Consider the following 25,388-nt stretch of genomic DNA (forward strand, 5'->3'; position numbering starts at 1 on the left):
GTCAGGAGGTGGCGAGTGCCACCTTGGTCCGCATCGCGGTGATCCGGCGGATCGGAATCGCGACCTCGAGGCCGTCCTTGGACTCGGCGCGGTCGGCGAGCCAGGCCACGGCGGTGTCCCGGCGGGCGTCCGGCGTCCCCGGCAGGTACAGGGCGTTGACGAGACGTGTGGCGTCGTCGCGGCTGTGGATCATGTACACGTACCGCTCGCGCTGGCTCTCCATCACGTCGAACCCGGCGTGCTTCAGCTGATCCTTCAGCTCGGTGATCTCACCACCGGCCGGGAACTGCGGCGTCGAACGCAGGCGCGTGGTCAGACCGCTCAGCGTGCGGATATCCCCCCGCCGCAGCGGCCGTACGGCGGGCACGATCGCGGCCAGGACGCCGCCGCGCCGCAGCACCCGGGCCGCCTCGGCGAGCACTTCCGGCAGCGGCTGCAGCACCATCAGGCCCATCGAACACGTGACGACGTCGAAGACCTCGTTCGCGAACGGCAGGTGCAGCGCGTCCGCCTGCACCTTGGGGCCGGGCGCGTTCTCGAGCTGGGCGGCGTTGTTGTCGACACCGACCACCCACCGCCCGTACAGCTCGCGGGCCACCGGGCCGTTGCCGCAGGCCAGGTCGAGCACCCTGCGCGCCTCGCCGGAGACGGCGCGGACGAGCCAGCGGTACGGCGTGTGGTCGCCGGCCACCGCACGCGACAGCAACGCCTCGGTGCTGCCCGGGGTGGCGGTATGGAACTCCCGCAGGTACTGCGGCCAGTCGACAGGATTCTCAGACATCGCGGCCCGACGCTACCCGCAGTACACCCGACGTGCCGCATCGGGTGCACTGCGTTAACAGAGAGTTGACCAGGTGGGACTGTCAGACGCGGCTGACGAAGATGTGCCCGGCGGTCTCGTCGCTGATCACGCCGCCGGCCTCGCGGCTGCCGACCAGAACACCCTCGGCATCCAGCGTGGAGTCGACCTCACGGCCCGGCAGGGCCCCGGCCTTGCGCAGCACCGCCATCGCGCCGTCGTCGGTCTGCACCGGCTCGGCGATCCGCCGCACCAGCACCCGCACGCTCTCGCCGGTCGCGGCGTCGAGGACCTGGTCGAGCGGCTCGACGCCGATCCGGAAGTCCCCGATGTCGCTGACCTGGTGGTCCTTCTGCAGCTCCTCCAGGCCGGGGATCGGGTTCCCGTACGGCGACTCGGTCGGGTTGCCGAGGAGCTGCAGCAGCCGCAGCTCGACCGCGTCGCTCATCACGTGCTCCCAGCGGCAGGCCTCGGTGTGCACGTCCTCCCACTCGAGCCCGATCACGTCGACCAGCAGCCGCTCGGCCAGGCGGTGCTTGCGCATCACCCGGACCGCCTGCTTGCGGCCGACGTCGGTGAGCTCCAGGTGGCGGTCGCCCTCCACCTTGATCAGACCGTCGCGTTCCATTCGCGCGACCGTCTGACTGACCGTCGGGCCGGACTGGTGCAACCGCTCGGCGATCCGCGCCCGCAGCGGCACGATGCCTTCTTCTTCCAGCTCGTAGACGGTCCGCAGGTACATCTCGGTGGTATCGATCAGGTCGCTCACGACAACCATTCTCACCTATTGAGGCAAGCCTTACCCAATTCCGGCTGGGTACCGGTGCAGGATGAGCGCGATGACATCGGTGATGTGGTTCCGGCGAGACCTCCGGCTGACGGACAACCCCGCGCTCCTGGACGCGGTGACCGCGGGCGACGGCCGGGTTCTGGGCGTCTTCGTCCTGGATCCGTTGCTCTGGGAGCGATCCGGCGACCCGCGGCGGGAGCATCTGGCCGCGTCACTGCGCAGCCTGTCGAAGTCGATGGGCGGCCGGCTCGTGCTGCGGAAGGGCGATCCGGCAACCGTTGTCCCGGCCCTTGCGGAGGAGGTCGGGGCGGCCGGCGTCCACATCGCCGCCGACTACGCGCCGTACGGACAGCAGCGCGACCGAGAAGTTGAAGCCGCATTGAACTGTCCGCTGGTGCGCACCGGCTCGCCGTACGCGATCGCGCCCGGGCGGGTGCTGAACCAGCAGGGCCGGTCGTACATGGTGTTCACGCCGTACTTCAAGGCCTGGCTCGAGCACGGGTGGCGCAAGCCCGTCGAGGCGCCGCCGAAGGTGACCTGGGTGCCGGCCGACGGCGACGACCTGCCGGACGGCGACGCGGAGGGCGCCGGCGAGCAGGCGGCGCTGAAGCACTGGAACGACTACCTCGAGAGCGTCGCGGAGTACGACGACCAGCGCGACCGGCCCGACCTCGACAGCACGTCGCGGATGTCGATCCCGTTGAAGTACGGCGAGATCCACCCGCGGACGATGCTCGCGGACCTGTCTCGCCGGCGCAGCGACGGCGCGAAGGCGTACGCGCGCGAGCTCGCCTGGCGCGAGTTCTGCGCGGACCTGTTGTCCCGGAACCCACACGCCGCGTGGAAACCGCTGCGGTCCGAGTTCGACAAGATGCAGTACGACGAACCGGACGAGCTGTTCGAGGCGTGGCGCGAAGGCCGCACCGGCTTCCCGTTCGTCGACGCGGGCATGCGGCAGCTCGCCGGGAGCGGGTTCATGCACAACCGGGTGCGGATGGTCGTCGCGTCGTTCCTGGTGAAGGACCTGCATGTGCACTGGAAGCACGGCGCCCGGTGGTTCATGCAGTCGCTGCGGGACGGCGATCTCGCGTCGAACTCGCTGAACTGGCAGTGGGTGGCCGGCTGCGGCGCGGACGCGGCGCCGTACTTCCGGATCTTCAACCCGATCACGCAGGGGCTGAAGTTCGACCCGCAGGGCGAGTACGTCCGGCGGTGGGTCCCGGAGCTGCGGGACCTCGCGGGCAAGGCCGCGCACGAGCCGTGGAAGCACGGCGGCGCCGACGGATATCCCGCTCCTGTCGTCGATCATGCCGAGGCGCGCCAGGAATCCCTTCGCCGCTACGACGCGATCCGCTGACGCGGACCGCCGGCACTCATCAACCGCCGCTCGGCGGCTCACCTCACGCTCAGCACCCCCGCGGTCCGCGCGGTTGGTGAGTGCTGCGCGTCCGCCCCCTTGACGCCCACTTGCCTCACACATCTATAGTGCTAGTTACCTAGATGAATGGGGTTATGGATGATCGAGTTCCATCTGGACGGCCGGTCGGGGGTCTCGCCGTACCAGCAGATCGTTCAGCAGGTCCGGAACGCGCTGCGGCTCGGACTGCTGCGGGAAGGTGACCAGTTGCCGACCGTGAAGGACGTGGTGGCGGCGCTGGCGATCAACCCGAACACTGTGCTCAAGGCATACCGCGAACTGGAGCACGAGGGCCTGGTCCAGGCCCGGCCCGGGCGCGGCACGTTCGTCACCCGCACACTCACCGACAACACGCTCGCCGCCCACGGCCCACTCCGCCAGGACCTCCGCCGCTGGCTGGCCAAGGCCCGCAAAGCAGGCCTCGACGACGAAAGCATCGAGGCCCTGTTCCTGACCACCTTTCGGTCCGCCGCTCAGGAGGACATAGCGTGAACACGGTTGTGCGAGCCCAGGGGCTGGGGAAGAAGTACGGGCGGCGGTGGGCGCTGACCGATTGTGATCTGGAGGTGCCGGCCGGGCATGTCGTCGGGCTGGTCGGGCCGAACGGGGCCGGTAAGAGCACCTTGCTGAATCTGGCGGTGGGGATGCTGACACCCAGCGCGGGATCGGTGGAGGTGCTGGGAGCGGCCGCGGGGACGCAGCAGGCCAAGGTCGGGTACGTCGCGCAGGACACGCCGACGTACAGCCGGCTGAGTGTCGCGGACCATCTGCGGCTCGGCGCGCGACTCAACCCCGCGTGGGACGAATCCCTTGCCCAGCAACGGATCCAGCACCTCCGCTTCGACCCGAAGCAGCGGGCGGGAAGGCTGTCCGGTGGTCAGCGCGCGCAGCTCGCGCTGACGCTCGGCCTGGCCAAGCGCCCCGAGTTGCTGATCCTCGACGAGCCGGTGGCCGCGCTGGATCCGCTGGCCCGGCGCGAGTTCCTCCAGGACCTGATGGAGGCGGTCGCCGAGCAGGAGTTGAGTGTGGTGCTGTCCTCGCATCTGGTCTCCGACGTGGAGCGGGCCTGCGACTACCTCGTCGTGCTGGTGGAGTCCCGCGTCCAGGTCAGCGGCGAGATCGACACGCTGCTCGCGACCCACTTCCGGCTGACCGGGCCGCGGCGCGACCAGAAGGATCTGCCGCGCGATCAGCACGTCGTGACCGCGAGCCATACCGACCGGCAGTCGACGTACCTGATCCGAACCGACAAGCCGATCCTCGATCCGGCCTGGACGGTCACCCAACTCACGCTCGAGGACCTGGTGCTGGCCTACATGGGCCGCGACGTCCAGCCCGAGCGCCCGGCGCTGGAGGTGCAGCGATGATCTGGCTGACATGGCGGCAGTTCCGCGTCCAGTTCCTGGTGGTCGCCGCGGTGATCCTCGCGGCCGGCATCACGCTCGCGGTCACCGGTCCGGGGCTCGCCGACGATTACCGGCGGCTCACCACTTCGTTCATCCAGAACCTCGGCTTCCAACGGCTCAACCCACTGCTGTACTGGATCGGCCAGATTCTGCTGTACACCGCTCCGCCGGTGATCGGAGCGTTCTGGGGAGCACCGCTGGTCGCGCGGGAACTCGAGACCGGCACGTACCGACTGGTGTGGAGCCAGAGCATCGGCCGGTGGCGCTGGCTCGCGACCAAACTGGGCCTGGCCGGAGGAGCCGCGATCGCGATCACCGGGCTGCTCAGCCTGGCGGTGACCTGGTGGTCCGACCCGATCGACAGCGCGATCAACGCCGGGCAGGACTCGAACACCTACCTCCCCCGGATGTTCCCGTCGGTCTTCTCCGGCCGCGGGCTGGTCCCGGTGGGGTACGCCGCGTTCGCGTTCGCCTTCGGTGTCGCGGCGGGGCTCGTGATCCGGCGTACCGTGGTCGCCCTCGCGGTCACTCTGACCGTGGTGATCCTGGTGCAGGTCCTCACACCGACACTGATCCGGCCGCAGCTGCTCGCGCCGACGGACAAGTACATCGTCGCGACCGCAGAGAACGTCCGGGGTTTCGGGCTCAGCGGAGACGGGCCGAGTCCGCAGGTGAAGGAGCTCGAGGTCGCGACCGGAGCGGTCGGCGCCTGGAAGCTGTCGGACGAGACCGTTGACAAGTCCGGCAAGGCGGTCAGCACGCTGCCGTCCTGGGTGATCGACTGCGCGCCCGTGCCGCCCGGGATGACCCAGCAGGGGACGAACCCGGCGGATCGCAGCGCGTGTTACCAGCGGCTCGCCGACGAGGGGTACCGGCAGCACGTGCGGTACTACACGGCGAACACGTTCTGGGCGCTGCAGTGGCGCGAGTTCGGCCTGTTCCTGGGGCTGGCGTTGCTGCTCTGCGGGTTCAGCTTCTGGCGGATCCGGCGCGACCTGTCGTGAACCGCCGCACCACCAGGGCCGCGGCGAGGAAGGCCGCGGCGACGACCGCCGACGTCCAGGGCAGGGTGACCGCGAGCACGACGCAGCCGGTCAGGCCGAGCACGTTGACGGCCCGCGGCCAGCGGCGCTGCTCGGCGGGCTGGGTGAAGGCGGAGGCGTTCGCGATCGCGTAGTACAGCAGGACACCGAAGGACGAGAAGCCGATCACGCCCCGCAGATCGGTGCTGAGCACCAGGATCCCGACCACCACGGCGAGCGCGAGCTCGGCGTGGTGCGGGACCTGGTAGCGGGGATGGACGGCGGCCAGCCAGGACGGCAGGTCGCGATTGCGGGCCATGGCGAGCGTGGTGCGGCCGACGCCGGCGATCAGGGCGAGCAGGGCGCCGAGACTGGCGAGCGCGGCACCGATCCGGACGACCGGTACCGCCCAGACCGCACCGGCCCCGTCGACCGCGGCTGCGAGGGGCGCCGCGGTCGACGCGGGGTCGCCGGAGCGGAGCAGCGCCAGGGCGACCGCGAGATAGATGCCGATGGCAATGACCAGCGCGATCGTGATCGCTCGCGGGATGGTGCGCGCCGGTTCGCGGACCTCCTCCCCCATGGTCGCGATCCGCGCGTAGCCGGCGAACGCGAAGAACAGCAGGCCCGCCGACTGCAGGACGCCGTACGGCGTGGCGCCGGTCGTCGCGTGCTGCTGCGGTGCACCGGTGAACAGGACGACCAGCACGAGGGCAAGGATGACGAGGGTGCAGGTGACGAGGACCCTGGTGAGGCGCGCCGTCCTGGTCACGCCCCGGTAGTTGACGGCCGCGAGCGCGAGGACCGCCGCCAGGGCGATCAGCCGGCGCAGCCAGTTGATGTCCGTCACGTAGGTGGCGAAGGTCAGTGCCATCGCGGCGCACGAGGCGGTCTTCCCGATCACGAAGCACCAGCCGGCCGCGAACCCCCACCACTCGCCGAGGCGTTCGCGGCCATACACGTACGTCCCGCCCGAGACCGGGTAGACCGCCGCCAGTTGCGCCGACGACACCGCGTTGCAGTAGGCAACAACCGCGGCGATCACGAGACCGACCAGCAGGCCGGAGCCGGCCGCGCGAGCAGCGGGTGACCAGACGGCGAACACCCCGGCCCCCACCATCGACCCCAGCCCGATCAGCACAGCGTCCCCGAGCCCCAACCGCCGCGCCAACCCGGCGCCGGCCGGGGATGCCTGCCGCTCCGTGCCGGACTCGGCCTGCCCCGGGTCCGGCCGGCGCTGCTCGTGCTGGGCGTTGTTCACGTCAGATGCCCGCCGCCATCGCCGCCGCGATCTTGGCTTCGGCATCGGCGACGGCCTCCTTCGGAGCTTCGGGCATCAGTTCCGCCCACAGCGGGAGCATCTCACGGCGCGCTTCCAGCATGCCGAGCGGACGCGGGTAGAACCAGACGTGGAAGTGCGCGGAGCCGTCGCCCCAGCGGTAGACGTGGACGGGCGATGTCGCCGACGGACAGGATCGCCCGCTCGATCCGGGCGACGACCGGGCCGTAGCTCTGCGCGACGTCGTCGGGCAGGTCGGCGAACGAGTCGTGGTGGCCGCGGCTGGCCAGCCACACCAGCCCCGGAATGGTGACTCCGGTCGCGCGGCACAGGGCCCAGTTGTCGTCGTACCAGATCGGCGGCTCGTGCTCGGAGTGCTCGAAGTCGGCGAGCCAGTCGCACAGACCGCAGTGCGGGCCGCCGGGTTCACCGACGCGGGCCGGCTCCGGGATCACCCGCGGCTGCGGCTCGAGGCGAACCAGCGGTTCGGCGTACGGAAGTGTCATGGCGGCCTCCAGCGAGAAACGGTTGTCGATGCCGCCAGTGAAACATGCTCGTTGCGGAAAATGCAACAGGCATGTTTCACGCTTCGACGACTCCGCGGAGCACCAGGTCGAGGGTCAGGCGCCGGGCCCGGGATCGCGACCAGTGGTGCCGGCCGCGCATGTGCACGTAGGTGAAGGCCGCCGACACCAGCAACACCTCAGCGACGTCACTGACCCGCCCGTGCGGGTGCAGCGTGCCGTCGATCTCGCCCTCGCGGAGGAACCGCTCGAACGGATCCAGGAACGAGACCGGCCCGTTGCGCGCCTGCTCCTGGTGGAAGACCAGGTCCGACGACAGCATCAGCGGCAGATGCCGGTCGATCACGTCGAACAACGCCTCCAGCGTCCGGATCAGGCCCTCACGCCCGGTCCCGGAGCCGGCCAGCACCGGCCACATCGTGTCCCGGTAGTCGTCGGCGAGCGCGTCGAGCAGCGAGTCCAGCAGGGTCTCGACGGTCAGTCCCTGGCGCCAGAGCGTGACCCGGGACCGCCCGACCTTCTCCGCGACCCGCTCCAGGGTCACGCCGGACCAGCCGTGCTCGGCCAGGACGGCGATTGTCGCCGTCCGGAGCGTCTCGTCCACCGCCACCGTCATCCGCGGCCCCTCACTCTTGTGCAACACGGTCGTTGCACTGCACCATGACTGTACCAACCGTCGAGGAGGACAGCGTGGACACCAGGACCGAGATCCAGGTGCGGTTCACCGACCAGGAGCGGGCCGGGCTCACCGCGCTCGCGGCCGGCCTGCGCGGCGTGGCCGAGGCCGACCTCACCGAGGAGGACGCGCTGGTCGCGGCCCTGGAGCTCGCGCTCACCCGCCTGATCGAGGACTTCGAGGTCCCCGACCCCGCCGCCCGCGCGGAGGTGCAGCGCGCCCGCGACGACCTCCGCGCCCACTGGACCCGCGGCAGCGCGACCCTCTAGACCGGCTTCAGACCGCCTTCAGTACGCCGAGGAGGCGGGCGACTTCGGCTGCGACCGCGTCGCGGGCGGGGCCCAGGTATTTGCGGGTGTCGACGAGCTTCGGGTTGTCGGCGAGGACCTGGCGGACCTTGTCGGTGAAGACGTTGTTGAGGTGGGTGGCGATGTTGACCTTGGCCATGCCGGCCTCGACCGCGCGGGTGAGGTCGGGGTCCGCGACCCCGGAGGACCCGTGCAGGACGAGCGGTACGGCGACCGCTTCGTGCAGGCGGGCGATCAGCTCGAAGTCGAGCGTCGCGGTCCGCTCGGTCATGGCGTGGGAGGAGCCGACGGCCACCGCGAGCGCGTCGACGCCGGTGGCCTCGGCGAACGCGACGGCCTCGTCGGGGCGGGTGCGGGCGCCGGGCGCGTGCACGCCGTCCTTGCCGCCGACCTCACCGATCTCGGCCTCGACGAACACCCCGTGGTCGTGGCAGAAGGCGGTGACCTCGCTGGTCGCGGCGACGTTGTCGGCGTACTCGAGCTTCGACGCGTCGTACATCACCGACGTGAACCCGAGCTGCACGGCTTCCGTGACCAGGTCCCGGTCCATCGCGTGGTCCAGGTGCACGACGACCGGCACCGAGGACGCCGCGGCCGCGGCGAGCGTCGCGACGCCGATCGGCTTCAGCGCGCCGTGGTACTTCACCGCGTTCTCGCTGATCTGCAGGATCACCGGCGCGCCGACCTGCTCGGCGCCCGCGATCAGCGCGGTCGCGTGCTCCAGCTGGATCACATTGAACGCGCCGACCCCACGACCGGCCTTGGCGGCGGCCAGTACGACCTCGGCACCGGATACCAACGGCATGAGTTCTCCTAGGGGGTGTCTGATGGGTTCACGCCGTAGCGAGGACGTGCTCGGTGCGGTAGCTCGGCGTGCGGGAGCGAAGGTCTCGATGCGGAGCATCGTGGCCTTTGCTCACGTGCGGCGAGGTGCCGTGCCGAGTGCGCCGCAGTAGGCGTGAACCCATCAGACACCCCCTACATTCACAGTCACTTGAGGCTGCCAACGCCGGTAGGCGGCGAGATCGATGTCGCCGGCAACGGGCGTCAGAACCGCGGCGGCCGACGCGGCCACCGCGGACTTGAGGACGACGGACCAGTCGGGCTCGGGCGACTCCGCGATCGCCGCGGCGACGACCGCCGTACACGCGTCGCCGGCGCCGGTCGGATTGCCGCGGACGGTCTCCACCGGCAGCGCCCGCCAAACACCCTTGTTGCTCGCAGCAACCATGCCGCGCGGCCCGTCGGTGATCACGGCCGCGGTCGCGCCGAGCGCGACCAGCTCGGACGCGCCCTCCTCGACCTCGACGTCACCGACGGCGGCGCGCAGCTCGGCCGCGTTCGCTCGCACCACCGCACCGGCCCGGGCCGCGGCGCTCAGCGCGTCACCGCCCGCGTCGATCACGGTCAGGACGTCGTGATGCCGGGCGCGCACCGCGATCTCGGCGTACGCGTCGGCCGGCAGTCCCGGCGGCAGGCTGCCCGAGCAGGCGAGCACGCCGAGCCGGCCCCACGGCATCCGGTCGCCGAACGCGCGCCACTCGTCCGCGGTCACCGACGGCCCGGACTCGTTGAAGATCGTCGCGTCCCCATCGGCGTCGTTGACGATGGCGACGGTACGGCGGGTCTCGCCGGCGATCGGGGTGAGCAGCGCGGTCAGCCCGGCGTCGAACAGCTCCTCGGCGACCAGCTCACCGGTGACGCCGCCGACGAATCCGAGCACCAGCACCTGGTGCCCGAGGGTCGCCGCGACGCGCGCGACGTTCACGCCCTTCCCGCCCGCGCGCCTGCGGATCCGGTCCACCCGGTGGCTGCCGCCGACCCGCAACTCGTCGACCTCGTAGGTGACGTCCAGCGCGAGGTTGAGGGTGACGGTGCCGATCAGTCCAGCCACGACCCGGCCCGCATCACCTTCTGGACGGCGTACTCGTCGTCGAGCAGCACCAGGTCGGCCCGCTTCCCGGTCTCGATCGAGCCCACGTCGTACCAGCCGAACGTCTGGGCCGGCGTCGTCGAGGCCATCCGCGATGCGTCCACCAGCGATACCCCGGCGTTGACCGCGTTCCGGAACGCGACGTCCATGGTCAGCGTGCTGCCGGCGATCGAGTGGCTGCCGTGGGCGAGTGTCGCGAGGCCGTCGGTGACGTCGACCTCGAGGCTGCCGAGTTTGTACCGGCCGTTCGGCATCCCGGTGGCGACCATCGCGTCGGTGATCAGCGCGATCCGGTTCACGCCGGCCGCGGCGAGCGCGACCCGGACGACCTGCGGGTCGAGGTGCATGCCGTCGTTGATCACCTCGAGCAGCAGCCGCTCGTCGTTCAGCGCGGCGCCGACCGGGCCGGGATCGCGGTGGTGGAACGGCCGCATCCCGTTGAACAGGTGGGTGGCCACGGTCGCGCCCGCGTCGGCGCCCGCGACCATCTGCTCGTACGTCGCGTCGGTGTGCCCGAGGGCGGCGACCGCGCCGGCGTCGACGACCTGACGGATCGCGTCCAGCCCGTTCTCGAGCTCCGGCGCGATCGTCACCATCTTCACCGCGTCGCTCAGCACCTTCGCGACGTCGTCCTCGAGCGGCGGCCGCAGCAGCGACGGCTCGTGCGCACCGCAGCGCGCCTCGGACAGGAACGGCCCCTCGAGGTGGACGCCCGCGATCACGCCGTCGGCGATCAGCTCCGCCAGGCAGGCCGTCTGCGCGACCAGCTCGTCGAGCGGCGCCGTGACCAGGCTGGCGAGCGTGGTCGTCGTCCCGTGCTTGGCGTGGAAGGCCGCGAGCTTGCGCGCCTCCTCGGGATCGAGGGTCGAGTACGTCGACCCGCCGCCGCCGTGCGTGTGGATGTCCACGAACCCCGGGACGACGGTCACGTCGCCGAGGTCCTCGGGCCGCTTGCCGTCGGCCGGCATCCCTTCGGACCGGCGGCCGAACGCGCGGATGTCCTCGCCGTCCACCTGGATCCAGGCGTTCTCCAGAACGTCGTCCGGCGTCACCACACGGCCCACGCGGTACGTGGTCATGGGGCCTCCCGGTCTGGACTGAGGAGTGGAGGGAGCGAAGCGACCGGAGCGACGAGGGAAGACTGGGAGCAACAGCCCCATGACCTGCCGCGACGGAGTCGTGGCATCAATACTGTCATGCTGTCGTCTCCTCGTCGGCGCGGTCCCAGGCCATCAAGGCGGCGCCGAGCATGCCGGCTTCCTCGCCCAGCACCGCCGCCACGATCTCGGGCTCGCGCTGGAACGTCAGGCGCGCATGCACACCCTCGCGCAGCGGCTGCAGCAGCGTCTCGCCGGCGCCCACCAGACCGCCGCCGATCGCGATCCGGGTCGGCGCGACCAGGGTCGTGTAGAGAACCAGCGCGTCGACGAGCGCGGCCAGAGCGTCCTGCCAGACCTGAGCGGCGTCCGGGTCCCCGGCCGCGAGCAGCTCCATCACCTCGCGGGCGCCGTCGACCGTCCTTCCGGTACGGGCGGCGTACCGCCGGGCCAGGGCCGCCGCGGACGCGACCGTCTCGAGGCAGCCCCACTGACCGCAGGCGCAGAGCTCGGCGGCGTCGCCGTGGATGAACTTCGAGTGGCCGAGTTCACCGGCGTACCCGTCGCCGCTGACCAGCGAGCCGTCGACGATCATCGCGGCCGCGATCCCGGTGCCGAGCGGCAGGAACATCGAATTCGTGGTGCCGGCCAGGGCGCCTTGGCGCAGCTCGGCGTACCCGCCGGCGCGGACGTCGTGGGCCAGCACGATCGGCACGTCGTCGCCGCCCGTCGACCGAACCGCCGCCTTCAGCTCGGCGAGCACCGGCGTCCCGACCCACTCCAGGTTCTCGGCGCCGACGGTGCCGTGCTCGGCGTCGATCACACCGGGCACGACGACACCGATGGCGCGCACGCGATGCCCCTCCGCGGTCGCCTTCTGGCTGAGCTCGACGACGGTCTCCAGCAGGGCGTCGAGCACGGCGCGGCCGCCGTCACGTACGTCGGCCCGGGGCGTCGGCCTGGTCTCGCGGTGCAGCACGGCACCGTCCGCGGCGACCAGGCCGCACTTCATCCGGGTTCCACCGAGGTCGACGGCAACCACGACTTCACAGGGGTCCACGGAGCGCCATTATGCAGCGTTACCCGGCAGTCCGAACATCCATGAGCAAAACCCGGACAAAACTCACCCGGACCAATGCGCACGTGGTCCCGTCGATTCCGGCGTCAGGAACCCAGGCCGTGGTCGAACGCGGCCACCAGGAAGGTGACCAGGTTCTCCGCGAGCTTGCCCGGATCCTCGGGGCCGGCGGCACCCGGCGTCGGGGACAGGGCCTGCGACTGGTGCAGCGCGAGCAGGCCGAGCATGTTCACGTACCCGAAGGCGACGGCGTCGGGTGACGCCTGCGGCAGTGCCTGCTGCAGGGCCGCCAGGTACCTGCTCTCGATCGGCTCCGACTCGGCCGCGTACAGCTCCCGGATCCGCCGGCTCGGATCGAAGGCGATCCGGCCGATGAACCGCGCGACCACGGCGCCACGCTCACCGCGGCGCAGCACCAGTTCCAGGCCGGGTTCGACGAAGGCCCGGATCAGGGCCTCCGGCGCCGGCGACCCGCCGGCCTCCAACTGGTCCAGCCGGCGCCGGCGTTCGGCGTTGACCGGCGCCATCGCCCGGGACACGGCGGCGCGCAGCAGGGCTTCCTTCGAACCGAAGTGATAGTTGACCGCCGCGATGTTCGCGGCTGCCGCGACCGTGATGGCCCGCAGCGACGTTCCCTCGTAGCCCCCCTCACCGAACCGTTGCTCGGCGACGTTGAGCAACCTCTCCCTGGTCGTCTCGACCGGTGTCTCCACAGAGTTCTCCTTCCCCCCGGCTACTGCTCGCGCAGGCACCCCACCTGCTCACGCGCAGTAGCCTGCAGTCAGCATAGTTCAAACGGTCGTTTGAACTGGAGGGCTCAGCTCACTTGTCCCGAGAAATCCTCAGATTTCTCTGAAACCCTTTTCTTCCCACCGACTTCTTCCTTCACACCTCCACCACAGCCTGTGCGCGAACGAGTGAAAACTGTGAGTGCCTTATGCTCGCGAGCCATGACTTTGGTGCGGGTCGAGCGGCGGTTCCAGGGGCCGGAGCGGTCGGGCAACGGCGGGTACGTCGCCGGCCGGGTCGGGACTGCATTCGCAGCGGAGCTCGGGGCGGAGTCGGTCCCGAAGGTGACTCTTCGGATGCCGCCGCCACTGGAGAAGGACCTGGAACTGACGGCCGGCAAGCTCACGGACGGTGACGCCGTGGTCGCGGAAGCGGCACCGGTCGGCAGCGATTTCCTCGCCGACGCGACGATCGATCCGGTGCAACCCGACGAGGCCCGCGCGGCCGAGGCGTCGTACCGCGGGTTGCACGGCCACCCGTTCCCGACCTGCTTCGTCTGCGGGCCGTCCAACCGGCAGGGCCTGCAGCTGAAGCCCGGACCGATCGGCGACGGCCGGACGGCGTGCACGTGGACGCCCGCCGCGGATCTGGCCACCGATGGCCTGGTCGACGAGGTGTTCCTGTGGGCGGCTCTGGACTGCCCGGGCGGCTGGACGATCGATCTCGAGGGACGCCCGTCCGTGCTCGGCCAGCTCACCGCCTGCGTCGACGCCCGGCCGGAAGCCGGCGAGGAGTGCGTCGCGCTCGGCCGCTACCTCGGCGAGGACGGCCGCAAGACCTACACCGCCAGCACCCTGTACGACGCCGACGGCCGCGTCCTGGCCCGCGCGAAGCACACATGGATCACGGTCGACCCGGCGGCGTTCAACTAGCTGCTGTGCGGGCGGCGTGAGCGCGGACCTTCGCGCGGTTGCCGCAGGTCGCCATCGAGCACCAACGGCGACGGCCACGCGGGTCGAGGAACAGCCACCCGCACGAAGGGCAGGTACGGACGTGCGCGCGGTCCTGGCCGGTGAGCAACTCACCGGCCAGGACCGCGAGGTTGTGCAGCGGGAGTTCCAGGTCCTCGGGCAGCTCCCACTGTGCGCCGTCCTCGGAGCGCGCGAGGTGCCGTCGGCCGGAGGCCTTCTCGATCAGCCGGGCCGCGGCCTCGAAGGCGTGATCGGTCGCCTGCCCGGTGAGTACGTCGTACAGCTCGGCGCGGAAGTCGAGCGTGGCCTGCAGCCGCCGCGCCGCCTCGCCCGCCCCGGCCTGCTCGATCAGGCGGAGCACGGTCGCCGGCGACAGCAGGCCGACGTACGAGTTCCAGACCAGGAAGGCCTCGTACGACGTCAGCCACTCGGTCCGGGCGGGGCCACTGCCTGTCCACTCGGACCGGGTGTTGACGAAGTCGAGCACCGGGTGCGCGCCGACCGGCTTGGGCAGGACGACGCCCTGCACCAGCTCGAGATGGGACGGCAGCGCACTCATCGTGTCACCGCGCAGGCTGCGAGGGCTGCGTCGTCGGCTGCGAGGGCTGCGTGGTCGGCTGCTGGCTGGTCGTGGTCGGCACCGGGATGCTGATGTTGCCGTTCTGCGGGATGACCATGAACTGGACGCTGCCCGACTCGATCGCGGACTTCAGCAGGTAGCCGTTCGCCCCGAGAAGCTTGACCTGCTGCTGGACCGACTGCAGCTCCACCTGGACCTGCTGGTTCTTCTGTTCCTGGGTGGCCCGGGCCAGCTCGGCGCGCTGCTTGGCCTCCAGGCCGTCGATGATGCCCTTGTCCAGCGGCATCGGCTTCTGGACCGTGAACGACAGCTCACCGCAGTCGTTGTTGCCGTTGTACCCCGGGCCGCAGAAGTAGTCGCCGCCGACCGCGGCCGGCAGCAGCCGGGTGAACTCCTTGGCCGCCGCGGACTGGAACTGCGACTTCATCTTCTCGTTGTTGTAGAGCTCCGCCCAGCCGTAGTTGGTCGCGACCGCGGACAGCGCCCGGTCGATCTGCGGGCGGAAGTAGCTCTGCAGCATGTCGTTCCAGCCCTGCTCCTCGTACGCCTCGGTCTTCAGGCCGATCCGCTCGTGGAACGACTTCAGCACGTCCTTGTCGCGGTTCAGCGTGAAGTAGACCTGGACGCGGACGCCCAGCCGGACGTTGTCCTTGCTGACCACGGTGACCTCGTCGGCCGCGTCGGTGTCCGCGCCGTCGCCGCCGATGATGTACGAACGCTGGTCGATCGGGTACGTGTACAGGGTGTCGCCCGGACCGATCATCTTGTTCGTCGAGCCCGGCGGAACGACCGACTTGAACTTCTTGTCCTCGATCACGCCGCCGCCGTAGTGCAGGCCGATCCGGTTCGCGTCGGTGTTGGCGAAGTTGAAGATGTTGAACAGCACGATGACCACGATCACGGCGAGGATCAGGAATCCGATCACCTTGACCTTGCCGCTGCCGCCCCCCTTGGGCTTGATCGCCGTAGCAGCGTTCCCCAGCTTTGCCATCAGTCGTCTAGCTCCTTGTGTTCTTTCACCAGTCGCCGGACATCGGCGAGGGTCAGGTCGGCGGTGACCGCGACGTCCCGCGGCACCGACGGATGCGAGCTGAGCGTACGCAGGCCCTGCTCCGCAGCCGCGACCGCCCGTTCCAGCGCCCTGACCTCGTGCATCAGCGCCCGGTGTTCGGCGTTCAGCTCGGCCAGTGCCTGCTCCGCGTTCACGGCCCGGCGGTACGACGCCCACGCAACCCAGGCGGTTCCGATCAACAGCACGATCGCCGGCAGTCCGAGTCTGATCATGTCCTGATTGTGGTTCATCCCTGGGCGAAAAACGGTTGAAGGGCGAACCGCGTGGCAGTAGGTTCGCAGTACACGCGAAGGGAGGTGGTCCAACGCATGAATTGCTATCGGACTCGTGAGGTGGCGGCGGGCTAACCGCCAACCACAAGTTAGTGGGCATGTGGTCGGCCAATCCAACGCCGCCACCGGGCCCGCGGGCAGTCAGGTCAGTCCGCCTGACCCAGAGTTCGGCCACCCGGTCGTGTCCCTGGAAGCGCTCGCGGGCTTCTTTCTGTCCGGACCGCTACTCAGGGGCCGGGCAGTCCAGCCCGAGCGCCTGGCCGATCTCGAACAGCTGCGCCTCGAAGTACGCCGCCGCGTCGGGCAGCACCCAGTGCAGCTGGCCGAAGATCTCCATGCAGATCAGGCCGTACAGCCGCGTCCAGTAGGTCAGCGACAGGTAGATCGCGCCGGCCGGCATCCCGCCGAAGTGCTCCGACTCCCGGGTGAGCTGCGCGACCAGCTCGGACCCGAGCACCTCGTCGGGCGGGTACGGGAACGGCTTCCAGTGCCAGATCTGCGCCACCAGCTCCTTGAACACCGAGCCGAAACGCATCGCCGCCTGATGCCCGGGGGTCTCCTCGTGGTCCTCCGCGTCCGGGCTCGGCACCGCCGTCCCGAACAGCAGCGCGAACTCGGCCGGGTGCGCCAGGCCCCAGTCCCGCAGGCCGTTGGCGAGCAGGTACAGCCGGGCGCCGAGATCCACTTCGCCGTCCGTGGACTGCAGGTCCATCAGCGCCGCGGTCAGCTCGTCGTACAGCTCCGCGATCAAGGCACTGATCAGGGCCTCGTGGCTCGGGAAGTACCGGTACAGCGCCGGCGGCGTCAGGCCGAGCTCACGGGCCACGGCCCGCAGACCGACCGCCGCCGTACCGCCGGACACCAGCAGCCGGCGCGCCGCCGCCTTGATCTCCGCCACCGTCGCGGCGCGTCGCCGATCCCGGCTGTCCACCGTCAGAACTCTCCTTGACATCACCGTAGGGGGCGAGCTTAGAGTGAACACCGTTAACAGTTAACGCTGTTCACTCAAGCTCCTGCCGCTCAATCTACGCCCTGGGGGACAGTTCCGTGTTCGAGACGCTCGGCCATTTCGCCTACCGGCGGCGCCGTCTGGTGCTCGCGCTGACCGGCCTGTTCGTCGTCCTCGGCCTCGCCTGGGGCACCGGCGTGTTCGGCTCGCTGGCCAACGGCGGGTTCGACGCGCCGGACACCGAGGCCGCGAACGCCGTGAAGACCATCGAGCAGAACGTCGGCCGCACCGGCACCGACGTGGTCGTGCTCTACCGCAGCCCGTCGTCGACCGTGGCCGATCCCGCGTTCCGGCAAGCGGTCGAGCAGCACCTGTCCGGGCTGCCGGCCGCCGACGTGACCGAGGTCGCCACCTACTGGGGCACCAAGTCACCGGTCTTCGTCTCCAAGGACCAGCACAGCACGTACGCCGTGCTCACGCTGGCCGGCGCGACGCCGGAGGACCGGCTCGAGACGTTCCACCGGATCGCCTCGCAGATCCGGACGGGGCCCGCCGGACTGGAGACGAAGGTCGGCGGCGAGGTCGCGGTCTTCGACGAGGTCAACACGCAGACCGAGCACGACATCGTGAAGGCCGAGTCGATCTCGACACCGATCGTGCTGGTGCTGCTGGTGGTCGTGTTCGGCGGTCTGGTCGCCGCCGCGCTGCCGCTGTTCGTCGGAGCGCTCGCGATCCTCGGCGCGTTCGTGCTGCTGCGCGGCCTGTCCGCGATCACCGATGTGTCGATCTTCTCGATCAACATCGTCACGATGATCGGTCTCGGGCTGGCCATCGACTACGCGTTGTTCATCGTCACCCGGTTCCGCGAGGAGCTTGCTCGCGGCAACGATGTGGAGACGGCGCTGACCGCGACGATGGCGACCGCCGGGCGGACGGTGGCGTTCTCCGGGGTGACCGTCGGCGTGGCGATCAGCAGCCTGGTGCTGTTCCCGGTGATGTTCCTGAAGTCGATGGCGTACGGCGGCGCGGCCGCGGTGGCGATCGCGATGCTCGCGGCCCTGACCGCGTTGCCGGCGTTGCTCGCGGTCCTCGGCCACCGGGTCAACAACCTGCGGATCTTCAAGACCCGTCGCGCGGCCGCCGAGCACGGCGCCTGGTACCGGCTGGCGCACAGCGTGATGCGGCGGCCGGTGCGCTACGTGCTGATCCTCGTGCCGGTGCTTCTGGTGCTGGGGATTCCCTTCCTGAGCGCACAGCTCGGCGGCGTGGACCACCGGTCGTTGCCGGCCGGCGCCACCTCGCGAACGGTGACCGAGACGCTGCAGCGCGACTTCCCGGGAGCCGGCGGGTCGGACATCTACGCGGCGGTGCGGTTCTCCGCCGCGCCGACCGATCCCGCGGCGGCGCTGGCGCCGTACATCGCTCGGCTCCAGCAGGTCCGGGACGTGGAGAACGTCCGGCTCGGCGGTTACGAGAACGGTGTCGCCTCGGTTGTCGTGCACACCCGTTTCACCGCGCAGGAGCTGCCGGCGCGAGACGTCGTTCACGGGGTGCGGGCGGTGCCGGCGCCGTCAGGGACCGACGTACAGGTCGGTGGTGAGACGGCCGCGGTGATCGACCTGCTCGACGTGCTGAAGGCGCGCGCGCCGTACATGGCCGGCTTCATCGTGCTGGTGACGTTCGCGCTGCTGTTCGTTGCCTTCGGCTCGTTCGTGCTGCCGGCGAAGGCACTGCTGATGAACGTGCTGTCGCTGTCCGCGGCGTTCGGCGCGATGGTGTGGATCTTCCAGGACGGGCATCTGTCCGGGCTGCTCGACTTCACCCCGGCCGGGTTCCTGGACGCGACCAACCCGGTGCTGTTGTTCGCGGTCCTGTTCGGGTTGTCGATGGACTACGAGGTGTTCCTGCTCAGCCGGATCCGGGAGGAGTACGACAGGACCGGCGACAACACCCAGGCGGTCGCGCTCGGGCTGCAGCGGACCGGCGGGATCATCACCAGCGCGGCGTTGCTGCTGATCATCGTGGTGGCGGCGTTCTCCACCTCGGGCATCGTGTTCGTGAAGATGATCGGCGTCGGGCTGGTGATCGCGATCGCGCTGGACGCGACCATCGTGCGGGCGCTGCTGGTGCCGGCGACGATGCGGCTGCTCGGCCGGGCGAACTGGTGGGCGCCGCGGCCGTTCGCGCAGTGGTGGTCGCGGCACGGTTTCCGCGAGGAACCTCAGGGCTGGAGCCTGAGCAGCTCCCAGGAGGACGAGCTGGTCCGGCGGTAGGCGAGGCGATCGTGCAGCCGGCCGGTGCGGCCCTGCCAGAACTCGAACGCCTCCGGGGCGACCAGGTAGCCGCCCCAGAAGTACGGCGTGGAGATCTCGGTGCCCTCCGGCCACTGCCGCTCGTACGACGCGTACTGCAGGTCGAGCTCCTCGCGGGACTCCACCAGCTGGCTCTGCTGGGACGCCCACGCGCCGAGCTGTGACTCGCGCGGGCGGCTCGCGAAGTACTCGTCGACCTCGTCACCGGGCAGCTTGGAGACGGTGCCCTCGATCCGGACCTGCCGCTCCATCGCGTGCCACGGGAACACCAGGGCGCAGCGCGGGTTCGCGGCCAGGTCGTCGGCCTTACGGGACTGCTGGTTGGTGAAAAAGACGAACCCGCGCTCGTCGACGCGCTTCAGCAGTACGGTCCGCGCCGAGGGACGTCCGTCCGTGTCGGCCGTCGCGAGCACCATCGCGTTCGGCTCTGCGAGGCCGACCGCCCTGGCCTGCTCCAGCCAGGTCTGGAACTGCACGACCGGGTCGGCAGCGACCTGACTCTCGAGCAGCTCGCCGAGTCCGTACGTCTCCCGCATCTCCGCAAGGTCCACAACCACGAGCCTACTGACGGCCGCGCTGGATTCGCCGATAGGCCCTCCACAACCTGCTGCGTCCGACCGCGCGCACCAGCGGGCCGCGACGACGCGGGCCGGGCGGCTTGGGTGTGACTGCTGGAACTTTGGTGCGTGCGTTCGGTATGTGCCGGTTCACCTCGGCCACGTGCTGGTCGAAAGCGGCGCGCCAGAGCGCCTGACGGAGCGTCGCCTCGCCTGCCGCCGAGCTGGCCCCGGCGACGGACGCGGCCCACAGCGTGCCGAGCGACTCGAATCCTTCGACGTCGCGGAGCAACTGCTCGATCAGGTCGCGGTCAGCTGCGTCGGCGAGGCAACGAACCTTCGCCGGGCGCCTGCGCGTGCTGACCGTCGGACTCGGTGTGAAGAAGGGTACGTCGGCCCACGCGGGCACCAGCCGTCGGACGAGTTCGCGGTGCAAGGCGTTCTCGACGCGTTGCGCGGGGTCGAGCGCGAAGGCCGACCGGACGAACGACGGGATCAAGAGCGGCGAGACGACGCCGGTGCGCTCCCCCGTCGTACCCCAGCGGCGCAGGCGTTCGACGACGTAGAAGTAGTCGAGCATCGTCGCGTTCTCGATGCCGCCGTGGACCGCGGCCCGCAGGACCCGGTCGACCTGCTCGGCGACGGCTGAGCGGGCTTCGTGCGCAGGTCCCGCGGCCGGCACCAGCCGGGCTTGCAGATGGTTGCTGAAGGCATGCAGCTTGGGTTGCAGCGGTAGTGCGTCGAGGTGCAGGACGTCGCGTGGGTAGAAGTGGCCGTGCGCCACCTCTCCGCCCGCGCCGCCGATCGCGAGATGGGTGACGCCGGCGAGCGATGCCGGCGGAGTGTGGAAGAGGTAGCTGGCCGGCCGCAGCCCCTCGGCGTACCGGTGCCAGCGCAGCGCTCGGTCGACCATCTCCAGCGACGGTGGTGCGGCGATCGGCTTGGCCGGCACAGACTTGCCCGGTGTCTTCCGGCTCACGACGTGCTCGACCGGCTGCGGCAGCAACTCGACCAGGGACTCCGCGACGTCCAGTTCGCCGGGGACCGCGTCGTAGCTGTTCAGCTTCAGGTCGACGCCTGCCGCCAGGAAGGCGCCCGCGACCACCCGCGAGTCACGGCCGCCGCTCAGGTCGACCGTCGGCCTGCCCGGCCACAGCCGGCCGACCGATCGCGCCACGTCCTGCAGGGCGGCCGCCGTCTCCTCCGCGGTGTCCGTGTCGTCCGTCGACCAGACGCTGGTGGTCTCGATCCGGCTGACGGTGCGCTGCTGACGGTGGCCGTCGGCAACGATGTGGGTTGCGCCGGGAACGGTCAGCACCCCGTCGTACGGCGTGCTGTCGTCCATGAACCAGCCGCAGGCCGCGGCAAAGGTCCAGCCCCTGGGCGCTGCCGCGGCAGGCACGCCCGCGAAGAGCAAGGCTGCGGCGGGCCGATTGCTCCAGACCCATCCGTCGCGCAGCCGCAGCTGGAACAGCCGTCCGACGCCGACCGAGTCGGTGAACAGGTCGAGGCGTTCCGCATCGGGATCCAGGACGGCCATCGTGAACGGCGGCGCCAGGTCGAGAAAGCTTGCCGGAGTACGCCGTACCGCCTTCGCGAGGTACGCCGGGGCGTCGTACGGCTCGATGTCGCCGATCAGCCGTTGATAGCCGAGCGGCGCGTGCACACTGGCCACGCGGACGTCACCGGTGTCGTGCCACGACGGCCAGAGGCAGGAGCCGTCGTGGCGGTCCCACATGTGCAGTCCGACCGTGAGGCCGTCGTACCCCTGGTGTTTGGCCTCGTTCCGCCAGAGAGCGCCGTAGTACCCCTCCACGCGCGCATGACCGGCAGCGGCCCGCGCCGCGCTGTCGTTCGCGAAGGTGTAGGCGATCAGCGTTTCCATGCAGAGCCAGATGCGGGCTCCGCCGGGAAAGTTACCGCGGTGGTTGCTGCTGGCCCGGGTGTTGTGGCGGCTGGTAAGGCTGCTGGCCCGGGTAGCCGCCCCACTGCTGCGTGGGGTAGGTCGACTGGTAGCCGGAGGAGTCCTGGAGCCCCGGCGGCTTGGGAAGCCTGGCCAGCTTGGCCTCCTGGCTCCAGCGCCGGATGCCGACCAGCAACAGCGGTATGCCGAGCAGGATGACCGAGCCGTCGAACAGCAGGTACGACGAGCCGAACCGCGACCCCGGGAACTGGAAGAGCTTCACCAGGTCGAACGACTGCCGCACCGGCAGCAGCATGACGGCCAGCCCGACCATGGTCAGCAGCAGCCCCGATCCGGTGGTCACGCCGGCGCCGATCGCCGGCGCCATCATCAGCAGGCCGAGCACGACCGCGATGACGACCAGCAGCGCGAGCCAGGGCAGCAGCTCGCCCAGGTTGTCGCGGAACAGTTGCAGGCGCACCGTCAGCCGGGTGGTGGCATAGGACGCCGTACCCACGGCGACGTAGGTAGCGATGACGCCGATCACGAGCCCGAGGGCGGGGAGGGGCTTGGTCATGCCTCGAGACTAGACCTCGGTGCGGTCCACCCCGGGAACCTCCGAACCGGTCACAAATCTGTCCGCACGCCGTCACCGAGAACTATGCTGCCTGAGCGCCCAGGGTGCGCGGGCTCTCCTGGTGGGCCTGTGTCCCGACACGAGGACGAGGGAGTCGCATGTCTGATCCGAGGACCGAGGTGCAGCACGGGCTGGAGGGTGTGGTCGCGTTCGACACGCAGATCGCCGAGCCGGACAAGGAAGGTTCGGCGCTCCGCTACCGCGGCGTGGACATCGAGGACCTGGTCGGCCGGGTGCCGTTCGAGAACGTCTGGGGCCTGCTCGTCGACGGCGCGTTCACGCCGGGTCTGCCGCCGGCCGAGCCGTTCCCGCTGCCGGTGCACACCGGCGACGTGCGGGTCGACGTCCAGTCCGCGCTGGCGATGCTGGCACCCGCCTGGGGGCTGCGGCCGCTCTACGACATCGACGACGTCCAGGCCCGCGAGGACCTGTCCCGCGCGGCGGTGATGGCACTGTCGTACGTCGCGCAGGCGGCGCGCGGCATCGGGCAGCCGATGGTGCCGCAACGCGAAGTGGACAAGGCGACCACGATCACCGAGCGGTTCATGATCCGCTGGCGCGGCGAGCCGGACCCGAAGCACGTGCGGGCGGTCGACGCGTACTGGACGTCCGCGGCCGAGCACGGCATGAACGCGTCGACGTTCACCGCGCGGGTGATCGCCTCGACCGGGGCGGACGTCGCCGCGGCGCTGTCCGGTGCGGTCGGTGCGATGTCCGGACCGCTGCACGGCGGCGCGCCGGCGCGGGTGCTGACGATGATCGAAGGCGTGGAGCGCAGCGGCGACGCCCGCGCGTACGTGAAGGGTCTGCTCGACGCGGGCGAGCGGCTGATGGGCTTCGGGCACCGCGTGTACCGCGCCGAGGACCCGCGTGCCCGGGTGCTCCGTCGTACGGCGCGTGAGCTGGCGGCGCCGCGCTACGAGGTGGCCGAGGCGCTGGAGCAGGCCGCACTGGCCGAGCTGCGCGAGCGGCGTCCGGACCGGGTGCTGGAAACCAACGTGGAGTTTTGGGCGGCGATCGTCCTGGACTTCGCCGAGGTGCCGCCGCCGATGTTCACGTCGATGTTCACCTGCGCACGGACCGCGGGCTGGAGCGCGCACGTGCTGGAGCAGAAGCGCACCGGCCGGCTGATCCGTCCGTCGGCGATCTACTCGGGCCCGGCGACGCGTCCGGCCGACTCGGTCGAGGGCTGGAACCCCTCCTGGGCCTAGCGGTCCTGGCTCGGGGTGCGGCCGGTGCGCTGCTTGTACTGGCGGCTGAAGTAGGGAACGTCTGTGTAGCCGAGGGCGGCGGCCGTTTCGGTGACGGTCATGCCACTCTCGGTGAGCAACTGGTGTGCGCGGTCGATCCGCGCCTGGATCAGGTACTGGGCGGGTGACATCCCGAGCTGCGCGACGAAACGACGCGTGAACTGGGCCCTGCTGAGCGAGGCGCGGCGCGCCATCTCCGCAACGGTCCAGTCCCGGCCCGGGTCCTGCCGCAGCTGCCTCGCGATCTCGTCGACCGGGGCGTCGGTCGCGCTGCGGCCCGGGTGGTGGACGGCGTCCCGGACCAGCGCAACCAGTTGCTCCAGGCACAGTTCGGCCTGGTGCCTGCCCAGTGCGTCCGCCCGGCGGTACGACGCGTCGCTGGTTCGGGCGAGGACGCCGAGGAACTCGCGGTCCTTCACCTCGCCCCAGCGAGGCTCGGGTGCCACGCCTGCGCTCACGCCGGGATCGGGGCCGACGTCGAAGTGCATGCCGAAGACGAGCAGCCGCCGGTGCGGGTCGTGCGTTGCCCGCGGCGCGTCACCCGGCTCGAAGACCGCGCACACCCCCGGGCGCAGCTCGCGCCGCCGGCCGGCGAGTTCGAGCTCGCCACGCCCGTCCAGCACACACCAGAGCAGGTGGTCGGACAGCGGGCGCGACGTCCAGGACCAGCTCGCCTCACAGCGCCAGAAGGTGGGCGCCGTCATCCGCTCGATCCGCAGCCGATGCGACAAAAGTTCAACTCCTCGCGTGGATCGTCCGTGGCCGTGCGTCACGCCTCGGAAGGAAAATTGGAGTCGACGGAATCCTAGGACAGCTTCGCGGGAGTCGTGCATGAGCGTTTCATACAATGTCGCCGAGGTGCACCGGGCGGAGTTCGAGCGGACCGGGTACACGCTGGTGCGGGGACTGTTCTCCCCCGCCGAGGCCGAGCGGCTGCGGGACCACTACATGGACGTCCGGCAGCACGGGCCGCGGGCGCACGACTTCGCGGGTCACACGTCCACCGACCGGGACCCGCTCAAGCGGTACCCGCGGATGGCGCAGATGCACCGCTGGGACGACGAGTCGCTGCGGTGGATGATCGACCCGCGCATCGACGAGGTGATGACGACGCTGCTCGGCAGGTCGCCGTACGCCGTGCAGACGATGATCTACTTCAAGCCGCCGGGCTCGCGCGGGCAGGCGCTGCACCAGGACAACTTCTATCTGAAGGCCGATCCCGGGACCTGCGTCGCGGCCTGGATGGCGCTCGACCGAGTCGACGAGGCGAACGGGTGCCTCGAGGTCGTCCCCGGGTCGCACCGGTGGCCGATCCTGTGCACGGAGAAGGCCGACACCACGGTCAGCTTCACCGATGTCACCGTCCCGCTGCCGACGGCCGAGGCCGCCGTACCGGTGGTGATGGAGCCGGGTGACGTGCTGTTCTTCCACGGCGCGCTGGTCCATGGCAGCAACCCGAACACGACGACCGACCGGTTCCGGCGCGCGCTCATCGGTCACTACATCGAGGGCGAGGCCGAGCGCGTCGCGCAGTACTACCACCCGGCGCTGCGGATGGACGGCACCGAACTGACGCTCGAGGTGGCCGAGGGCGGCGGCGCCTGCGGCGAGTGGACCGACACCCCCGACGGCCCGGTAGCCCTCCTCACCGGCACCCAGACCATCGACCGCAAGCACGAGTAGCCCGCCGCCCGTCCCTGGGGCCCGTCTTTGTGCACCGGATCCGTACGGCGGGGTGCCCGGCGTGCGGATCCGATGCACAAAGTGGACCTTGGCGGGGCGGGCTGGGGACGGTGTGCGAAGATGGGGTGCGCTGACAGCGTCGTC

General features: G+C 70.4%; 27 protein-coding genes. 9 read left to right on the forward strand and 18 right to left on the reverse strand.

Going from position 1 to position 25,388, the window contains the following annotated elements; translation table 11 throughout:
- Position 1: 1 nt before the first annotated feature.
- Positions 2-781, reverse strand: coding sequence for a methyltransferase domain-containing protein (locus AB0I12_RS10000; RefSeq protein ID WP_359927200.1), 780 nt, complete (start codon positions 779-781; stop codon positions 2-4).
- A gap of 82 nt (positions 782-863) precedes the next feature.
- The gene (locus AB0I12_RS10005) at positions 864-1,568 is read right to left on the reverse strand and encodes a metal-dependent transcriptional regulator (protein ID WP_359927203.1); all 705 of its coding nucleotides are present in this window, start codon (positions 1,566-1,568) and stop codon (positions 864-866) included.
- 70 nt (positions 1,569-1,638) lie between these two features.
- Here AB0I12_RS10005 and AB0I12_RS10010 point away from each other — a divergent pair, with 70 nt between their 5' ends.
- From AB0I12_RS10010 to AB0I12_RS10025, 4 genes are all read left to right on the forward strand, one after another.
- Complete coding sequence (locus AB0I12_RS10010; RefSeq protein WP_359927205.1) at positions 1,639-2,946, forward strand: deoxyribodipyrimidine photo-lyase; 1,308 nt, start codon at positions 1,639-1,641, stop codon at positions 2,944-2,946.
- Between the two features lie 159 nt (positions 2,947-3,105).
- The gene (locus tag AB0I12_RS10015; RefSeq protein ID WP_165549724.1) at positions 3,106-3,498 is read left to right on the forward strand and encodes a GntR family transcriptional regulator; all 393 of its coding nucleotides are present in this window, start codon (positions 3,106-3,108) and stop codon (positions 3,496-3,498) included.
- Entirely contained in the window at positions 3,495-4,373 is an 879-nt protein-coding gene (locus AB0I12_RS10020; protein WP_359927208.1) for an ABC transporter ATP-binding protein, read from the forward strand. Before AB0I12_RS10015 ends, AB0I12_RS10020 begins: the two co-directional genes overlap by 4 nt.
- Complete coding sequence (locus AB0I12_RS10025; RefSeq protein ID WP_359927211.1) at positions 4,370-5,416, forward strand: ABC transporter permease; 1,047 nt, start codon at positions 4,370-4,372, stop codon at positions 5,414-5,416. Before AB0I12_RS10020 ends, AB0I12_RS10025 begins: the two co-directional genes overlap by 4 nt.
- On the opposite strand, the gene AB0I12_RS10030 is transcribed toward AB0I12_RS10025, so the two are convergent.
- The 3 genes from AB0I12_RS10030 to AB0I12_RS10040 all read right to left on the reverse strand — a co-directional run bounded on the left by AB0I12_RS10030 (position 5,382) and on the right by AB0I12_RS10040 (position 7,853).
- A complete protein-coding gene (locus AB0I12_RS10030) occupies positions 5,382-6,695 on the reverse strand; it encodes an APC family permease (RefSeq protein ID WP_359927213.1) in 1,314 nt (437 codons plus the stop codon). The two genes, AB0I12_RS10025 and AB0I12_RS10030, sit on opposite strands and share 35 nt — an antisense overlap.
- Before the next feature lie 101 nt (positions 6,696-6,796).
- Positions 6,797-7,219: a hypothetical protein gene (locus AB0I12_RS10035; RefSeq protein WP_359927216.1), complete on the reverse strand. Its 423-nt coding sequence runs from the start codon at positions 7,217-7,219 to the stop codon at positions 6,797-6,799.
- 76 nt (positions 7,220-7,295) lie between these two features.
- Entirely contained in the window at positions 7,296-7,853 is a 558-nt protein-coding gene (locus AB0I12_RS10040) for a hypothetical protein (RefSeq protein ID WP_359927218.1), read from the reverse strand.
- Between the two features lie 44 nt (positions 7,854-7,897).
- On the opposite strand from AB0I12_RS10040, the gene AB0I12_RS10045 reads away from it, so the two are divergent.
- Positions 7,898-8,182 (forward strand): hypothetical protein, encoded by a 285-nt coding sequence (locus tag AB0I12_RS10045; RefSeq protein ID WP_359927220.1) that lies wholly within the window; start codon positions 7,898-7,900, stop codon positions 8,180-8,182.
- A gap of 7 nt (positions 8,183-8,189) precedes the next feature.
- On the opposite strand, the gene AB0I12_RS10050 is transcribed toward AB0I12_RS10045, so the two are convergent.
- The 5 genes from AB0I12_RS10050 to AB0I12_RS10070 all read right to left on the reverse strand — a co-directional run bounded on the left by AB0I12_RS10050 (position 8,190) and on the right by AB0I12_RS10070 (position 13,042).
- Positions 8,190-9,026: a class II fructose-bisphosphate aldolase gene (locus tag AB0I12_RS10050; RefSeq protein ID WP_359927223.1), complete on the reverse strand. Its 837-nt coding sequence runs from the start codon at positions 9,024-9,026 to the stop codon at positions 8,190-8,192.
- Between the two features lie 162 nt (positions 9,027-9,188).
- A complete protein-coding gene (locus AB0I12_RS10055; RefSeq protein WP_359927226.1) occupies positions 9,189-10,115 on the reverse strand; it encodes a hexose kinase in 927 nt (308 codons plus the stop codon).
- Positions 10,103-11,233, reverse strand: coding sequence for an N-acetylglucosamine-6-phosphate deacetylase (gene nagA, locus AB0I12_RS10060; RefSeq protein WP_359927228.1), 1,131 nt, complete (start codon positions 11,231-11,233; stop codon positions 10,103-10,105). Before nagA ends, AB0I12_RS10055 begins: the two co-directional genes overlap by 13 nt.
- A gap of 115 nt (positions 11,234-11,348) precedes the next feature.
- The gene (locus AB0I12_RS10065) at positions 11,349-12,311 is read right to left on the reverse strand and encodes an ROK family protein (protein WP_359927231.1); all 963 of its coding nucleotides are present in this window, start codon (positions 12,309-12,311) and stop codon (positions 11,349-11,351) included.
- Positions 12,312-12,415: 104 nt separating this feature from the next.
- Positions 12,416-13,042, reverse strand: coding sequence for a TetR family transcriptional regulator (locus tag AB0I12_RS10070; protein WP_359927234.1), 627 nt, complete (start codon positions 13,040-13,042; stop codon positions 12,416-12,418).
- Positions 13,043-13,279: 237 nt separating this feature from the next.
- Between AB0I12_RS10070 and AB0I12_RS10075 the strand changes: the two genes are divergently transcribed.
- A complete protein-coding gene (locus tag AB0I12_RS10075; RefSeq protein ID WP_359927236.1) occupies positions 13,280-13,990 on the forward strand; it encodes a hypothetical protein in 711 nt (236 codons plus the stop codon).
- Here AB0I12_RS10075 and AB0I12_RS10080 read toward each other — a convergent pair.
- From AB0I12_RS10080 to AB0I12_RS10095, 4 genes are all read right to left on the reverse strand, one after another.
- Entirely contained in the window at positions 13,983-14,588 is a 606-nt protein-coding gene (locus AB0I12_RS10080) for a CGNR zinc finger domain-containing protein (protein WP_359927239.1), read from the reverse strand. The genes AB0I12_RS10075 and AB0I12_RS10080 overlap by 8 nt on opposite strands.
- A 4-nt stretch (positions 14,589-14,592) precedes the next feature.
- Positions 14,593-15,600, reverse strand: a complete 1,008-nt coding sequence (locus tag AB0I12_RS10085; RefSeq protein WP_359927242.1) for an SPFH domain-containing protein — start codon at positions 15,598-15,600, stop codon at positions 14,593-14,595.
- On the reverse strand, positions 15,600-15,893 hold the full coding sequence (locus AB0I12_RS10090; protein WP_359927245.1) for a hypothetical protein: 294 nt from the start codon (positions 15,891-15,893) through the stop codon (positions 15,600-15,602). Before AB0I12_RS10090 ends, AB0I12_RS10085 begins: the two co-directional genes overlap by 1 nt.
- 283 nt (positions 15,894-16,176) lie before the next feature.
- Positions 16,177-16,884, reverse strand: coding sequence for a TetR/AcrR family transcriptional regulator (locus AB0I12_RS10095; RefSeq protein WP_355701122.1), 708 nt, complete (start codon positions 16,882-16,884; stop codon positions 16,177-16,179).
- A 116-nt stretch (positions 16,885-17,000) separates the two neighbouring features.
- Between AB0I12_RS10095 and AB0I12_RS10100 the strand changes: the two genes are divergently transcribed.
- A complete protein-coding gene (locus tag AB0I12_RS10100; RefSeq protein ID WP_359927248.1) occupies positions 17,001-19,175 on the forward strand; it encodes an MMPL family transporter in 2,175 nt (724 codons plus the stop codon).
- Here AB0I12_RS10100 and pdxH read toward each other — a convergent pair.
- From pdxH to AB0I12_RS10115, 3 genes are read right to left on the reverse strand one after another with little or no spacing between them, the layout of a single operon-like run.
- Positions 19,124-19,765 carry a pyridoxamine 5'-phosphate oxidase gene (pdxH, locus tag AB0I12_RS10105; protein ID WP_359927251.1) on the reverse strand — a complete coding sequence of 214 codons (642 nt, stop codon included), beginning with the start codon at positions 19,763-19,765 and terminating at the stop codon, positions 19,124-19,126. The two genes, AB0I12_RS10100 and pdxH, sit on opposite strands and share 52 nt — an antisense overlap.
- Before the next feature lie 10 nt (positions 19,766-19,775).
- Entirely contained in the window at positions 19,776-21,656 is a 1,881-nt protein-coding gene (locus tag AB0I12_RS10110) for a hypothetical protein (protein ID WP_359927254.1), read from the reverse strand.
- Positions 21,657-21,687: 31 nt separating this feature from the next.
- Complete coding sequence (locus AB0I12_RS10115) at positions 21,688-22,251, reverse strand: hypothetical protein (RefSeq protein ID WP_359927255.1); 564 nt, start codon at positions 22,249-22,251, stop codon at positions 21,688-21,690.
- Positions 22,252-22,409: 158 nt separating this feature from the next.
- Between AB0I12_RS10115 and AB0I12_RS10120 the strand changes: the two genes are divergently transcribed.
- On the forward strand, positions 22,410-23,522 hold the full coding sequence (locus AB0I12_RS10120) for a citrate synthase 2 (RefSeq protein ID WP_355701117.1): 1,113 nt from the start codon (positions 22,410-22,412) through the stop codon (positions 23,520-23,522).
- On the opposite strand, the gene AB0I12_RS10125 is transcribed toward AB0I12_RS10120, so the two are convergent.
- Complete coding sequence (locus AB0I12_RS10125) at positions 23,519-24,292, reverse strand: AraC family transcriptional regulator (RefSeq protein ID WP_359927257.1); 774 nt, start codon at positions 24,290-24,292, stop codon at positions 23,519-23,521. The genes AB0I12_RS10120 and AB0I12_RS10125 overlap by 4 nt on opposite strands.
- 100 nt (positions 24,293-24,392) lie before the next feature.
- On the opposite strand from AB0I12_RS10125, the gene AB0I12_RS10130 reads away from it, so the two are divergent.
- Positions 24,393-25,244, forward strand: a complete 852-nt coding sequence (locus tag AB0I12_RS10130) for a phytanoyl-CoA dioxygenase family protein (RefSeq protein ID WP_359927259.1) — start codon at positions 24,393-24,395, stop codon at positions 25,242-25,244.
- Positions 25,245-25,388 lie beyond the last annotated feature (144 nt).

The organism is Kribbella sp. NPDC050459 (genome assembly GCF_040655315.1).
Lineage (GTDB): Bacteria > Actinomycetota > Actinomycetes > Propionibacteriales > Kribbellaceae > Kribbella.

Coding starts and splice junctions, on each gene's coding strand:
- AB0I12_RS10050 (WP_359927223.1), bottom strand. CDS start 9,026: ATGCCGTTGGTATCCGGTGCCGAGGTCGTACTGGCCGCCGCCAAGGCC.
- AB0I12_RS10085 (WP_359927242.1), bottom strand. CDS start 15,600: ATGGCAAAGCTGGGGAACGCTGCTACGGCGATCAAGCCCAAGGGGGGC.
- AB0I12_RS10115 (WP_359927255.1), bottom strand. CDS start 22,251: ATGACCAAGCCCCTCCCCGCCCTCGGGCTCGTGATCGGCGTCATCGCT.
- AB0I12_RS10035 (WP_359927216.1), bottom strand. CDS start 7,219: ATGACACTTCCGTACGCCGAACCGCTGGTTCGCCTCGAGCCGCAGCCG.
- AB0I12_RS10080 (WP_359927239.1), bottom strand. CDS start 14,588: ATGAGTGCGCTGCCGTCCCATCTCGAGCTGGTGCAGGGCGTCGTCCTG.
- AB0I12_RS10130 (WP_359927259.1), top strand. CDS start 24,393: ATGAGCGTTTCATACAATGTCGCCGAGGTGCACCGGGCGGAGTTCGAG.
- AB0I12_RS10045 (WP_359927220.1), top strand. CDS start 7,898: ATGACTGTACCAACCGTCGAGGAGGACAGCGTGGACACCAGGACCGAG.
- AB0I12_RS10015 (WP_165549724.1), top strand. CDS start 3,106: ATGATCGAGTTCCATCTGGACGGCCGGTCGGGGGTCTCGCCGTACCAG.
- AB0I12_RS10000 (WP_359927200.1), bottom strand. CDS start 781: ATGTCTGAGAATCCTGTCGACTGGCCGCAGTACCTGCGGGAGTTCCAT.
- AB0I12_RS10090 (WP_359927245.1), bottom strand. CDS start 15,893: ATGATCAGACTCGGACTGCCGGCGATCGTGCTGTTGATCGGAACCGCC.
- AB0I12_RS10110 (WP_359927254.1), bottom strand. CDS start 21,656: ATGGAAACGCTGATCGCCTACACCTTCGCGAACGACAGCGCGGCGCGG.
- AB0I12_RS10120 (WP_355701117.1), top strand. CDS start 22,410: ATGTCTGATCCGAGGACCGAGGTGCAGCACGGGCTGGAGGGTGTGGTC.
- AB0I12_RS10040 (WP_359927218.1), bottom strand. CDS start 7,853: ATGACGGTGGCGGTGGACGAGACGCTCCGGACGGCGACAATCGCCGTC.
- AB0I12_RS10010 (WP_359927205.1), top strand. CDS start 1,639: ATGACATCGGTGATGTGGTTCCGGCGAGACCTCCGGCTGACGGACAAC.
- nagA (WP_359927228.1), bottom strand. CDS start 11,233: ATGACCACGTACCGCGTGGGCCGTGTGGTGACGCCGGACGACGTTCTG.
- AB0I12_RS10025 (WP_359927211.1), top strand. CDS start 4,370: ATGATCTGGCTGACATGGCGGCAGTTCCGCGTCCAGTTCCTGGTGGTC.
- AB0I12_RS10075 (WP_359927236.1), top strand. CDS start 13,280: ATGACTTTGGTGCGGGTCGAGCGGCGGTTCCAGGGGCCGGAGCGGTCG.